At 53.4% G+C, this 12,008-nt stretch carries 14 protein-coding genes; 9 read left to right on the top strand and 5 right to left on the bottom strand.

From position 1 onward, the window contains the following. Nucleotides 1-50 precede the first annotated feature (50 nt). The 4 genes from AB9F29_RS08115 (at nucleotide 51) to AB9F29_RS08100 (ending at nucleotide 5,205) form a co-directional block, all read left to right on the top strand. A complete protein-coding gene (locus AB9F29_RS08115; RefSeq protein ID WP_039003916.1) occupies nucleotides 51-242 on the top strand; it encodes a twin-arginine translocation signal domain-containing protein in 192 nt (63 codons plus the stop codon). A gap of 86 nt (nucleotides 243-328) precedes the next feature. Continuing rightward, nucleotides 329-3,331, top strand: coding sequence for a formate dehydrogenase subunit alpha (locus AB9F29_RS08110; protein ID WP_369755262.1), 3,003 nt, complete (start codon nucleotides 329-331; stop codon nucleotides 3,329-3,331). Between the two features lie 13 nt (nucleotides 3,332-3,344). Continuing rightward, entirely contained in the window at nucleotides 3,345-3,938 is a 594-nt protein-coding gene (gene fdh3B, locus AB9F29_RS08105) for a formate dehydrogenase FDH3 subunit beta (RefSeq protein ID WP_039003913.1), read from the top strand. Nucleotides 3,939-4,020: 82 nt separating this feature from the next. Beyond that, a complete protein-coding gene (locus AB9F29_RS08100) occupies nucleotides 4,021-5,205 on the top strand; it encodes a formate dehydrogenase subunit gamma (RefSeq protein WP_369755261.1) in 1,185 nt (394 codons plus the stop codon). Nucleotides 5,206-5,352: 147 nt separating this feature from the next. Here the strand turns inward: AB9F29_RS08100 and AB9F29_RS08095 are convergent, their stop codons facing one another. Further along, nucleotides 5,353-5,496: a hypothetical protein gene (locus AB9F29_RS08095; protein WP_335583672.1), complete on the bottom strand. Its 144-nt coding sequence runs from the start codon at nucleotides 5,494-5,496 to the stop codon at nucleotides 5,353-5,355. A 199-nt stretch (nucleotides 5,497-5,695) separates the two neighbouring features. Here AB9F29_RS08095 and AB9F29_RS08090 point away from each other — a divergent pair, with 199 nt between their 5' ends. Together AB9F29_RS08090 and AB9F29_RS08085 are read left to right on the top strand one after the other, a co-directional pair. After that, entirely contained in the window at nucleotides 5,696-5,992 is a 297-nt protein-coding gene (locus tag AB9F29_RS08090) for a hypothetical protein (RefSeq protein ID WP_369755260.1), read from the top strand. Between the two features lie 254 nt (nucleotides 5,993-6,246). After that, the gene (locus AB9F29_RS08085; RefSeq protein ID WP_369755259.1) at nucleotides 6,247-6,507 is read left to right on the top strand and encodes a hypothetical protein; all 261 of its coding nucleotides are present in this window, start codon (nucleotides 6,247-6,249) and stop codon (nucleotides 6,505-6,507) included. Between the two features lie 149 nt (nucleotides 6,508-6,656). Here the strand turns inward: AB9F29_RS08085 and AB9F29_RS08080 are convergent, their stop codons facing one another. Continuing rightward, a complete protein-coding gene (locus AB9F29_RS08080; RefSeq protein ID WP_369755258.1) occupies nucleotides 6,657-6,860 on the bottom strand; it encodes a hypothetical protein in 204 nt (67 codons plus the stop codon). Nucleotides 6,861-7,992: 1,132 nt separating this feature from the next. On the opposite strand from AB9F29_RS08080, the gene AB9F29_RS08075 reads away from it, so the two are divergent. Beyond that, nucleotides 7,993-8,238: a hypothetical protein gene (locus AB9F29_RS08075; RefSeq protein WP_369755257.1), complete on the top strand. Its 246-nt coding sequence runs from the start codon at nucleotides 7,993-7,995 to the stop codon at nucleotides 8,236-8,238. 117 nt (nucleotides 8,239-8,355) lie between these two features. Here the strand turns inward: AB9F29_RS08075 and AB9F29_RS08070 are convergent, their stop codons facing one another. The 3 genes from AB9F29_RS08070 to AB9F29_RS08060 all read right to left on the bottom strand — a co-directional run bounded on the left by AB9F29_RS08070 (nucleotide 8,356) and on the right by AB9F29_RS08060 (nucleotide 9,955). Beyond that, entirely contained in the window at nucleotides 8,356-8,643 is a 288-nt protein-coding gene (locus AB9F29_RS08070; RefSeq protein ID WP_369755256.1) for a hypothetical protein, read from the bottom strand. Continuing rightward, the gene (locus AB9F29_RS08065; protein ID WP_369755255.1) at nucleotides 8,621-8,746 is read right to left on the bottom strand and encodes a hypothetical protein; all 126 of its coding nucleotides are present in this window, start codon (nucleotides 8,744-8,746) and stop codon (nucleotides 8,621-8,623) included. Before AB9F29_RS08065 ends, AB9F29_RS08070 begins: the two co-directional genes overlap by 23 nt. A gap of 273 nt (nucleotides 8,747-9,019) precedes the next feature. Next, nucleotides 9,020-9,955, bottom strand: a complete 936-nt coding sequence (locus tag AB9F29_RS08060; protein WP_369755254.1) for an aldo/keto reductase — start codon at nucleotides 9,953-9,955, stop codon at nucleotides 9,020-9,022. Nucleotides 9,956-10,150: 195 nt separating this feature from the next. On the opposite strand from AB9F29_RS08060, the gene AB9F29_RS08055 reads away from it, so the two are divergent. Further along, on the top strand, nucleotides 10,151-10,930 hold the full coding sequence (locus tag AB9F29_RS08055; protein ID WP_335583666.1) for an ATP-binding cassette domain-containing protein: 780 nt from the start codon (nucleotides 10,151-10,153) through the stop codon (nucleotides 10,928-10,930). Nucleotide 10,931: 1 nt separating this feature from the next. Further along, complete coding sequence (locus tag AB9F29_RS08050; RefSeq protein WP_335583665.1) at nucleotides 10,932-11,924, top strand: ABC transporter permease; 993 nt, start codon at nucleotides 10,932-10,934, stop codon at nucleotides 11,922-11,924. Nucleotides 11,925-12,008: the final 84 nt, after the last annotated feature.

Genomic DNA, 12,008 nt, shown 5'->3' with positions numbered 1-12,008 from the left:
CCTGTCCCCTCATACGCAACATCGAAGACAACGGGAGAAGGAAACATTTTATGGCTGATACAAAAGCAGAGACAACCCGCCGGAATTTTCTGAAGGTAGCAAGTGCCGCCGTTCCAGGAGTGGTGGCGGTTGCCGCGGGTACCCAAGCAGAGGCTGCAGCTCCTGCGCCGGTCGACCTGTCATCGGACGTGATGCAAGACACAGAACATACGCGTGCTTATCTTGAAAGCACCCGTTTCTAAGACACCTCGCCCCGACTTACTGTGTCAGGGCACCGAAATTTTATGGCTACCAAGGCTGAGGCAACGCAGTAGTAGGGAGAACGACCATGCTCAGAAGAAAGACCAATGGCATTGCACGCGGGTCGGCACGACCCGCAGTGGCACAGGCCAAATCCACCTCCGTTGACCGCCGCTCGTTTTTGCGCGGCTCAGGACTTGTGATCGGCGGACTTGCCGCTGTTGCCGCAACTGGCGGAACTGTTTCAAAAGCCACAGCGCAAACTGCCTTGGACCGCACGGTCGAGATCAAAAAATCCATTTGCACCCATTGCTCGGTTGGTTGCACGGTTATTGCCGAGGTTGATAATGGCGTCTGGACGGGGCAGGAACCCGGCTTTGACAGCCCGTTCAACTTGGGGGCGCATTGCGCCAAGGGTGCTTCGGTGCGCGAACATGCCCATGGTGAGCGCCGTTTGAAATACCCGATGAAGAAAGAAAACGGCGAATGGGTAAAAATAAGTTGGGAAACTGCGATCAACGAGATCGGCGATGGCATGATGAAAATCCGCGAAGAAAGCGGACCGGATTCGGTTTATTGGCTAGGCTCTGCGAAGCACAGCAACGAGCAGGCCTATTTGTTCCGCAAATTTGCCGCTTATTGGGGCACTAATAACGTCGACCATCAGGCGCGGATTTGCCACTCGACCACTGTGGCGGGTGTGGCGAATACATGGGGCTATGGCGCCATGACCAACAGCTACAACGACATTCACAATTCCAAAGCGATTTTCCTCATTGGTGCAAACCCCGCCGAGGCCCATCCGGTTTCCTTGCTGCATTTGCTAAAAGCCAAAGAAGAAAACAACGCGCCACTGATCGTTTGCGATCCGCGCTTTACCCGCACGGCGGCACATGCCGACGAATACGTGCGCTTCCGTCCCGGATCGGACGTGGCATTGGTGTGGGGCATTCTGTGGCATATCTTTGAGAACAAATGGGAAGATACCGAGTTTATCCGCACCCGTGTTTGGGGCATGGACCAGATCCGCGATGAAGTGAAGCAATGGAACCCAGAAGAAGTAGAACGTGTCACAGGCGCGCCTGGGGAACAGTTAGAGCGCGTGGCGCGTACACTGGCGAACAACCGTCCCGGCACTGTGATCTGGTGCATGGGTGGCACCCAGCACAGCAACGGGAATAACAACACCCGCGCTTATTGCATCCTGCAACTGGCGCTTGGAAATATGGGTGTCGCAGGCGGGGGAACTAATATTTTCCGTGGCCATGACAACGTGCAAGGCGCCACCGACCTTGGCGTCCTAGCCGATACTTTGCCGGGATATTACGGCCTGTCCGACGGCTCTTGGGCGCATTGGGCGCGTGTATGGGACGAAGACCTTGACTGGCTCAAGGGGCAATTTTCCGATGCGAGCTTTGGCGATACCAAGATGATGAATCTGACCGGGATTCCGGTCAGCCGTTGGATTGACGGGGTGCTAGAGGATAAGGCCAACCTTGATCAGCCTGACAATACCCGCGCCATGGTTCTTTGGGGCCATGCACCAAACTCGCAGACCCGTATGAAAGAGATGAAAACCGCGATGGAGCGCCTCGAGATGCTCGTTGTGATCGATCCTTATCCGACGGTTTCTGCCGTGATGCAGGATCGCACAGATGGGGTTTACCTTCTCCCCGCCGCGACACAGTTCGAAACTCGCGGTTCTGTCACGGCATCGAACCGGTCACTGCAATGGCGCGAGCAGGTCATGGACCCATTGTTTGAGTCGCTGCCCGACCACACAATCCTCGCCAAGTTTGCCGAGAAATTCGGTTTCCATGAACGGATGTTCCGCAATATCGCGATTGACGAGGGCGGTGAGCCGAATGTCGAAGACCTGACCCGCGAGTTTAATCGTGGCATGTGGACCGTCGGTTATACGGGGCAAAGTCCCGAGCGGTTGAAAATGCACATGGAAAATCAGCACACCTTTGACCGCACGACGTTGCGCGCCATTGGCGGACCTGCGGATGGCGATTTTTACGGGTTGCCATGGCCTTGCTGGGGCACACCGGAAATGAATCATCCCGGAACGGCCATTCTGTATGACATGTCGATCCCTGTGGCGGAGGGCGGCCTGACCTTCCGCGCCCGCTTTGGTGTGGAGCGTGAAGGTGATAACCTGCTGGCCGAGGGCGTTTATTCCAAAGGGTCAGAGATTAAGGACGGCTATCCCGAATTTACGGTGCAGATGCTGCGTGATCTGGGATGGGAAAATGACCTTACCGATGTCGAAAAAGCCAGTATCAACGGCGTTGCCGGATATCCCGATGGGGCGCCCTTAACGGCGGAGCCTGCGGATGATGGTGGCTCTAACAATGCTGAAGAAGTGGGCGAGACATCGCAGCAAGGCGATATTCCGTCAGACTTCCTAGCCAAAACAGGCGGCGTGAATTGGAAGACCGACCTGTCGGGAGGCATTCAACGGGTTGCGATTGCGCATGGTTGTGCGCCCTTCGGGAACGCCAAGGCCCGCGCTGTGGTCTGGACTTTCCCTGATCCAGTCCCCCTTCACCGCGAACCCCTTTATACCAACCGCCGCGATCTCGTGGTCGATTATCCGACCTACGAAGACAAGAAATTCTGGCGGGTACCAACAATGTACCGCTCGATTCAGGAAAATGATTTCTCGCAAGAATACCCGATAATCCTGACCTCCGGTCGCTTGGTTGAATACGAAGGCGGGGGCGACGAAACCCGCTCCAATCCATGGCTTGCGGAATTGCAGCAGGACATGTTCGTCGAGATCAATATACGGGATGCCAATAACCTTGGTGTTCGTGATGGCGCACAGGTTTGGGTCGAAGGCCCTGAGGGTGGCAAGGTCAAAGTTATGGCTATGGTCACCGAACGCGTAGGGACGGGCGTGGCGTTCATGCCCTTCCACTTTGGCGGCCATTTTGAGGGGAGGGACTTGCGGGACAAATACCCCGAAGGCGCAGACCCCTATGTATTGGGCGAGTCGGCCAACACGGCGCAAACCTATGGCTATGACAGCGTAACCCAGATGCAAGAGACCAAAGCGACTCTTTGCAAAATCTGGTCGGCATAAAGGGAGACAGATCATGGCTAGAGCAAAATTTCTCTGCGACGCCGAACGGTGCATCGAATGTAACGCCTGCGTTACGGCTTGTAAAAACGAGCACGAGGTTCCGTGGGGCATTAACCGCCGCAAGGTGGTAACGATCAATGACGGTAAACCGGGAGAGCGATCAATCTCGGTTGCGTGTATGCATTGCTCGGACGCGCCTTGCATGGCGGTGTGCCCTGTGGATTGTTTTTACCAAACCGAAGACGGCATCGTTCTGCACTCCAAAGACCTGTGCATCGGGTGTGGCTATTGCTTCTATGCGTGCCCCTTTGGTGCGCCGCAATATCCACAGGCGGGCAATTTCGGGTCGCGTGGCAAAATGGACAAATGCACTTTCTGTGCCGGTGGACCGGAAGAAAACCACTCGTCCGCCGAGTTCTCCAAGTATGGACGCAATCGGATCGCAGAAGGCAAACTGCCACTCTGCGCCGAGATGTGTTCCACCAAAGCCCTGCTCGCAGGGGACGGTGATACCGTTGCTACCATTTACCGCGAACGTATCGTTTCGCGCGGATTTGGCGCTGGGGCTTGGGGCTGGGGTACGGCTTACGGTCTAAAGGGCGGTTAATTTTCGCCCTCCCTTTGCGATGCAAAATGGGCGGTCTGTGACGGACCGCCTTTCTTTTACGACACTGTAAAGGTCCACTCTGATGTTTCGTCTTTTCGCTGTTTTTTTCTTGCTGTGCAGTCTGCTTTCTCCGGCTGTAGCGCAACAAGCTGCTGTTACGCCGCGCGCGGAAACGGGCGGCGCACAGACGCTTAACGATATTCTCCTCCGGCAAAATGCGCAAAAAGTGGACGACGAATTCCGCCGCTCGGCTGTTGGCGATCCGGACGCTGCCGCGCAAATCACCGCGCCGCTTGGCACGCTTGGTGGCCAATCTGATCCGGAACTGTGGCGGGCGCTGCGGTATAACACGGCCGATGTGCAGACCCAATCACGCGGGCCCGCAGCGACAACGTTGATCCAAGATGGTGGCATGTGGTGGTTGGAGTTTCGCCAAGGCCCACTTTTGACTTATGGCGCTGGGCTGCTCGGGGGCACTTTGGTGCTTCTAGCGTTATTCTACCTCATCCGCGGACGTGTTCTCATCGAAGGTGAAAAAACGGGCCGCACAATCACACGTTTCGGTGGCGTTGAGCGGTTCGGCCATTGGCTTTTGGCGAGTTCGTTTCTTATTCTTGGCGCGACGGGCTTGATATCGCTGTTCGGGCGCAAAGTGTTGATACCGACCTTCGGCCACGAAGCCTTCTCTACCGTCGCCATCGGCACTAAGTGGGTGCATAACAATATTTCTTGGGCGTTCATCGTGGCGCTTATTATTATCTTTGTTTTCTGGGTTGGGCACAATTTGCCCGATCGAACCGATCTGTTCTGGCTGAAGAAAGGCGGCGGTATCTTTGGCGGAGGTCACCCGCCAGCCAAGAAGTTTAACGCAGGTCAAAAGGTAATATTCTGGTCTGTGATCGTCTTGGGGTCGTCGATTTCGGTGTCGGGACTCTCTTTGCTGTTCCCGTTTGAATTCCATATGTTCGGGGCAACGTTTGCAAAGCTGAACGCTTGGGGCGTGACGGGATGGTTTGGATTTGACCCGCTGCCATATCCGTTGGCGCCGCAGGAAGAGATGCAATATGCCCAGTTGTGGCATGCAATTGTGAGCCTCGTTTTAACGGCCATAATCTTTGCGCACATCTATATCGGGTCTGTTGGTATGGAAGGTGCTTTTGATGCTATGGGCAGTGGTGAAGTCGAGGAACAATGGGCGCGGGAACACCATAGTCTTTGGGTTGAAGACGTTCGAAAAGCCGAAATGCAGCAAAGCAAGGACGCGTAAGATGAAGGCATTTTTGTTAGCATTGTTTATGTTGGTGGTGATCACAATTGGTGCGAACCGGGTACTGGTTATGAGCGGTTTTTCATCAGAGGCAACCTCGGTGTCATCCGGAAATGTTAGGCTAGGTGAGGGCGCTGCCGGAGGAAACTAGCCGATTTCGTTGCAGTTGATTGCTACAAAATACGCCATTTTCCACACCTCCGCTTTGCCAAACCAAGGCATTGCTGTGGTCACGCCGTTTGTCTCAAGTGACGCTGCAATCGTTGCGAAGGCCGTGGACGAAATCGCCAAGGAATTCTCGCAGGTTGAAAAAGAGCTCGCAGCTGAAAATCAAGTCTATTTGCCGACAGGCGTTGCTCACGCTCATATCAAATTTTCTCGATAGCTAGTTTTATCCGTTGCCGATCTTGGAGGCAAAAAGGTTGCGACTTCTGGATGCAATCTTCGTTGCCTCGAAGGAATTGAAGGCGCCGCGGGCGTTCAAGGCGGATTGCCCACCTTTTATCACATGGTGCAAACGGGCGCGACTGAAGCGGCAATGTTGTGGCCAGAAGCGGCGCTGACTCACAACATGGTTGAGGTTGCACCCAATATGCTCAAGGCTGTCCTTGGGGCAGTAAACTCGAAAATATTGACATTCAATGCGGCGTTTTTTTGCTCATCTCCATGGCCGGATGCCGGGCTTCCAAATCAACTCGAAGAAGCTCTGCCCACGAAGGACATGTCGTTCTTTCAGATCCTGGTCATCTCTGTGACTCTTAAGCCGGTCCTGATCTTATTGATCTAGTCCCCCATCCTCTCCCCTTTAAGTCTACACTAATTAGGAATTCCGATGATGGACGTTTCAAGCTATACCATAACCCAAGCCTTTGTGGATTATTGCGCCAAGGATACCGGTACGCATTTATCAAGGAAACGGAACAGACCCAAAAGAGTGGATACGCGGTCCCAATTTCTGATGGATGCTGGGAAAATTTCGGACAATGAGTACAGCGAGTTTGATTTATTTCTGATGCCACAGGTCTGTCTTCGCTGCTAGATATGTTTGGTTCGCAACATGAAAGTACCTCGGAGCGTGCTTGGCCCCTTCGACATTTTGGGGCTCCCGAAGTCCCTGTTGGCGGCGACCCTAAAAAGGACAACGGCGGCGCAAACAGTGTTGTTGAGGGTAGAATAACAACGCCCGACGCAATCCCGAGCGAAGGGGCCGTGCTTGACCTGTGGCAGGCCGCCGTTAACGGGCTATATTCTGGTCAAGATGAGAGCCAGCCCGAGTATAACTTTGGGGTTCCAGGAAAGTAGGGGCCGAAAGTCGCTAGGCGCTGACATTTACCCTGTTCGCTTTGCGGTGTTTGTGTGTGCGAAAACTTGGTGACGGTTTGTAATGCACCATAATGGCAAAAGGCTTGGCTGGCCGCGTGCCAATGAAATGCGCCATCGAATTTAGCCACTCAAGGCGCGCCAGTGCCACTGTGGAAACGACAGGCAGGGTCCAAAGGTTTCGCATCATTGGCTTTTTCGGACGCAAGAAACCATGCGACATCCGCGAGTAGGGACTTGCGGGTCTCTGGGAGCATCGCGTCGATTTCTTCTTTCGTTGCAGGAAGGGATTTTGCCAGTTCAGAATCGTCGCGCGGCCATTTGCCGAAGCTCATGATGGCATTTGGGATTTTGTTGTGAGGGCCACTTTGACAGAAAATCAGGGGTTCTTCCTGAAGGTCGTGGTGAAAAGTTCAAGCGGCGATTTGGTGCCGCCCTCAAGGTCTTCCTGTGTATCGAGTTCGCTGTTGGGAATGGAAACGGTAACATAGCCACTCGCCGTTCCCGTCACGGGAACCGATGCAACGACCCCTGACTTTCCGGTTCGCTTGGCATTGCTGTTTAGACGGGGTTTTTGCTCATCCTCTGCGATGAATTCCTGAAAATGCGCGCTGCTTGAAACGTCAAAAGGCTCGGATCGGTTGGAGCACTCGACATATCCTGAGGGGGCACATATTCGGCGAAGGAAAACCGACCTTGGGATTCCGCATCAAAACGGCAGAGCACGCCTGCGCATCGCCAATAATATCGGAAACCGCCGCAGTGAGAGCCTTTGCCGCGCCCAAGCCCCACCATGAATGCTTCGCGTTCTGACTGGGCATAGTAAGTGGTTCGTGCGTGAAGATTGAGGTTGCGTACCTCGGCCAACTCCCGTTGCAACACTTGTGTTTGATGGACGGCAATCAACCCGTGAGGGAGCAAGGCAACCGTCAAAGTCGCCGCTAATTGTACTGAACACGGCGGCATCCCCGTTTTCGGCGGCCGCTTTCGATGTCTGCGGTTTCTTGGTCATCTCGATCTCCTAATCGATAAGATGAACCAGAAATCCTCCCTTATTCAAATCCTCAAATCTGTCCAGCAGGTGCTGACGTCAGATACCTCTTCGAAAACCCGCCTTAGGTTTTCGTCGATTTTGGTCTTAAGATCAGGTCGGATTGTTTTGAGTGCCACATCTTACCAACTGGATATGTTGAAGTGGCAAAAAAAACTCGCGTACTCTGGAAAAAACGCACGACTGGTACGTTTGTTCCATGAAAAGTTTAAGAACAGGGGAAAAGAATGTCGAACACTGCCCAAAAACCCCTGGAAATGTCCGATCTGATCAGGCAGCACTTGCCATATTTGCGGCGCGTTAACCGGATCGCAAACCAGTGGCGACATCTATGCGGCCTCGACCCTTGAGGCAGCTTTGGCCGATCCACCCTGTTTCGATGCGCCGCGCCTTGGGGGAAAACCGCCCTGTTTCGTGTGTTTCACATACTTTGGTCAAGCAGCGGGCAACCGATTGAAGATACTGCCAAAAACCTGCGCGCCAAGGCCCAGTTCTACCTCTCGCGGCTCTCCGCTAACACCCGCGAAGCCCTGCTTTTGTCGACCGTCGCGGACTTCGACACCAAGGATATTGGCGCGATCATGGCTGTTTCTGAACAAGACGCCACAAGCCTGATTTTACTGGCCCATGATGAAATGCACCAGTCTGTGTTCGGCAAATGAAGCAATTGTCGCGTTGTAAAACGCTTCATTTCCAACATTGAGTACCGTGACAACGGTGCCTTCGGGATAGTGAGCTTGGGCTTGCACCGCCGTAACCGTCAACTCGAAACTCTCGTGTTAGGCGGTGTCATCTTCCTTGATCACAACGGCGCCTCTATGCTGTGTTTCGGCAACACCAAGCATTTGCGACAGGCTATTCGCCAAAGAAACCTCATCAATGTCGATCAAGATTGTGGCCCCTTCCTCGGTGATTTGATCCACCAAGAGTTTGGCAATGGCCGTTTCGAGATCGCTCGCGATGTCGTTCCAGACTTCTGCGGCTTCGACATCGGTAGTTGCATAGGCTGAGCTTGCATGGATTGCATCTGCAAAAAGAAGGGCGCTAAGGGATGTTAATAGTTTCATGGGTCACTTCACCTGTGTTTTCGACGTCTTCTCCAATGCCTTCGACGGCCTCACAGGCGGCAAGGGTTAGGACGCAGAGGCAAATCATAGTGAAACGAAACATGGTGTTCTCCTTTTTGTTCGTCGATGATTGACCAACGCTCCTTATTGAATAAATGTTTTATAAAACCGCAAGAATAGCAGATTTATTTGTGGGTTTACTGTGGGGAACAACGTTGGGGAAACCCAATTTTGTTGTTTTAAAACGGCGTCCAAAAAAACGCGCTTAGCTGTGATGTGGAGGGCCGACGGCACGATCGCTGTCCTGTGGTCATGCATGAATTACTGCGGTTTTTGGGGGCAGGTTCGGTCCCAATACTCCACCGCCCCCGATCTGCTAAAGTTTCAACGCATCGAGATTGCGCGCGAGGGATGAAACCTTGCCAGTGCCTAAGAGCACACTTGCAACGATGTCTTTTGAGAAGCCAAATTGCATTGCAGCGGTTGCCAGCGGTATCCCGTCACGCAAGCACTCTTGCTCAAGGGCGCGCGTTTTCGCAAGGATTTCTTCGGACGCAGGGGCGTAGTCAAAGTGCGCGCCTTCCTTGGCACCGGTGGCCAGAATCCCAGAGTTGAAAATCCCCCCGAGGACAAGGCTCGTGTTGGCCTGTTGGCAAAGCGGTATGAGTTCCTTTTCGGCACTTCGGTCTAGCAAAGTCCACCGGCCTGCGAGGAGGATAACATCGAGTGTATGGTGTTTCATGACGTCCACACAGACTTCACATTCATTAACGCCCAGCCCATAGGCCCCAATTTTACCGGCGACCTTGAGGCGTTCCAGCGCGGGGAGGCCCGTTGAAAGCAGATCCTCCATATGGCGGTCATTATCGGCCCCATGTGTCAGTTTTCCAATGTCGTGCACATAAACGATATCAAGGTGATCGACGCCCAACCGCTCAAGGCTCCCTTCGAAACTCTCCATAATTCCGGCACCAGAATAGTCATACCGCACGTCGTTGGGGAGGGGGGAGACAAACCCGTCCGCTTCGCTTCTCTGCTTCCCCGGAGTCAAAACACGACCAACCTTGGACGAGAGGGTGACTTCATTTTTTGGTACAGTTTGCAGGAACTGCCCTAGGCGTGTTTCGGATAAACCACGGCCATAATGAGGGGCCGTATCAAAATAACGAATGCCTCGCAGCCAAGCGTAGGACAGCACGTCTTGCGCCGCTTTGTCCGTCACACGCGCATATAAGTTGGCGATGCTGGCGCAGCCAAAGGAAATATGGCTAACGGTTACATCGGTGGTGCCTAAAGATCGTGATTGAAGCATTGTGTTGTCTTTCTTGTTTAAGCGGCGTTGGTGGATTTCATTTTTCTTGGCAGCAAAGTTTATGGGTAAAGCGTTGCCCTCATTATGCAGGTTTTGTATTTATATGCAAAAAAAACCTTTGACAGCGGGATAGGTTGTTTTTTATAGATAAGTAACAGGTCGACAATTCGATGTGTAAGTGGAGGAGGGACAGTGATGACGAGCGCGGGTATTTCAAAGATTATCCTAGAGGCCAAGGGGATCAGCAAGCATTACGGCGGCGTTAAAGCGATCGACGACGTTAGTATCGACCTTCGCGAAGGCGAGGTTCTTGCGATTGTCGGGGACAACGGGGCCGGGAAATCAACATTGGTTAAGGCAATCACCGGAGCGCTTGCTAAAACAAGCGGAACTATTTTTCTGGACGGCAAAGAAGTTCGGATCGATAGCCCCACGGACGCCAAAGCTGCCGGTATGGAAACCGTCTATCAAGATCTCGCGCTGGTGAATGAATTGTCGATTACCAAAAACGTATTTTTGGGACGCGAAATCGTTAGAAAAGACATTCTGGGCAAGATTTTCGGCGCGCTCGATTTTAAGACGATGGACGCGGAAATCCGGTCCTTGTTTGAAAAGCTTGATATACGGATTGCCGACATCTATCGGGATGCGCAATCGTTCTCAGGCGGGCAAAGACAGGCCGTCGCCCTTTCTAAAACAGTGATGTTCGGCAAGCGGATTGCCATTCTTGATGAGCCAACTGCGGCGCTCGGTGTGCGCGAAAGCAAAATGGCGATGGACCTTGTGCGGTCTCTCAAAGATCACGGATTGTCGGTCATCATGATCACCCACAACATGCAACATGTCCTGAATTACTGCGATCGCGTTGCGGTTCTCAGGCTGGGGCAACTCTCGGCGGTTCGCGATGTGAAGGATGTCGATGGCGACACGCTCGTCGGATTGATTACGGGCACTATCGATACGAAGGCGGCTTGATATGACAACGACCAATGAAAACAGTTCAACATCCATAACGACCCCAACAGCAAATTCGGGAAATTGGGATGCCTTCAAGCACCAATTCATGCAGATTTGGCAAGTGCTTGCAGCTCTAGCGCTCATTTATATGGTGTTCTTTATCCTCTCGCCTCCGTTTAGGAGCGTCGACACCTTACTCTCAATTTTCGGACAAGCCTCAATCCTTGCGATCTTGGCGTGTGGCACGACGGTTGTGTTGATCTCGGGCGGGCTTGACCTGTCTGTTGGTTCGATTTTTGCCGTTGTGGGCGTCGTTGTTGGCATTCTACTTGCGGAATACAACCTGCCAGTCATCGTTGCCGTCGGCCTAGGCCTTTTGACGGGTGTTGCCCTTGGGGCGTTGAATGGCATCCTGCAAGTCGTCACCCGTGTTCCCGCGTTCATTGTGACACTCGGAGGCCTTACCGCCTATAAAGGCGTTGCGGAAATTCTAGCCAGCGGACGCGATTTGTCGCGCTTCCCCGATCAGTTTCAACTGCTTGGCTCTGGCTATGCGGTGCCCATGTTCATCATGTTTGGGGCTGCTCTTCTGACGGGCCTTTTCCTAACCAAAACCCGCCTTGGAAACCACGCTTTTGCAATTGGTGGCAACGAAGAGGTCGCCCGCCTGTCTGGTGTGAATGTCGCCAAAAGCCGTATTTATTACTACATGATCGGTGGCTTGATGGCGGCAACCGCAGCGATCTTGGAAGTGTCCAAACTCAATTTTGCGATGCCAGCCCGCGGTCAAAGCTACGAGCTATTCGCAATCGCGGCGGTGGTTATTGGCGGCACCAGCCTGTTTGGTGGACGCGGCGGTGTTGGCAAGACCATCATCGGGATGCTGATCATGCAGACCATCATTGTGGGCCTCGCTTACATGGGCGTTGGGACATCTGTTCAGCGGATCGCCATCGGCGCCATCATCATTCTCGCCGTTTACTGGGACGTCTGGAGACGCCAGACGCGATAATTCGGCATCAAGAATTTGCATCCAAAGCTGAGGAGGTTTTGGACACAATCTCGCCCGATATGGGCATTCAATCCAACGGAGGAC

This window comes from Falsihalocynthiibacter sp. S25ZX9, assembly GCF_041205405.1.
GTDB classification, from domain to species: Bacteria; Pseudomonadota; Alphaproteobacteria; order Rhodobacterales; family Rhodobacteraceae; genus Falsihalocynthiibacter; species Falsihalocynthiibacter arcticus.
This window is presented reverse-complemented; position numbering and strand designations above follow the sequence as displayed.

Bases quoted from the DNA above. Each gene is read 5' to 3' on its own strand.
- AB9F29_RS08115 (WP_039003916.1), top strand. From the start codon at position 51: ATGGCTGATACAAAAGCAGAGACAACCCGCCGGAATTTTCTGAAGGTA.
- AB9F29_RS08110 (WP_369755262.1), top strand. From the start codon at position 329: ATGCTCAGAAGAAAGACCAATGGCATTGCACGCGGGTCGGCACGACCC.
- fdh3B (WP_039003913.1), top strand. From the start codon at position 3,345: ATGGCTAGAGCAAAATTTCTCTGCGACGCCGAACGGTGCATCGAATGT.
- AB9F29_RS08100 (WP_369755261.1), top strand. From the start codon at position 4,021: ATGTTTCGTCTTTTCGCTGTTTTTTTCTTGCTGTGCAGTCTGCTTTCT.
- AB9F29_RS08085 (WP_369755259.1), top strand. From the start codon at position 6,247: ATGTTTGGTTCGCAACATGAAAGTACCTCGGAGCGTGCTTGGCCCCTT.
- AB9F29_RS08080 (WP_369755258.1), bottom strand. From the start codon at position 6,860: ATGAGCTTCGGCAAATGGCCGCGCGACGATTCTGAACTGGCAAAATCC.
- AB9F29_RS08070 (WP_369755256.1), bottom strand. From the start codon at position 8,643: ATGAAACTATTAACATCCCTTAGCGCCCTTCTTTTTGCAGATGCAATC.
- AB9F29_RS08065 (WP_369755255.1), bottom strand. From the start codon at position 8,746: ATGTTTCGTTTCACTATGATTTGCCTCTGCGTCCTAACCCTTGCCGCC.
- AB9F29_RS08060 (WP_369755254.1), bottom strand. From the start codon at position 9,955: ATGCTTCAATCACGATCTTTAGGCACCACCGATGTAACCGTTAGCCAT.
- AB9F29_RS08055 (WP_335583666.1), top strand. From the start codon at position 10,151: ATGACGAGCGCGGGTATTTCAAAGATTATCCTAGAGGCCAAGGGGATC.
- AB9F29_RS08050 (WP_335583665.1), top strand. From the start codon at position 10,932: ATGACAACGACCAATGAAAACAGTTCAACATCCATAACGACCCCAACA.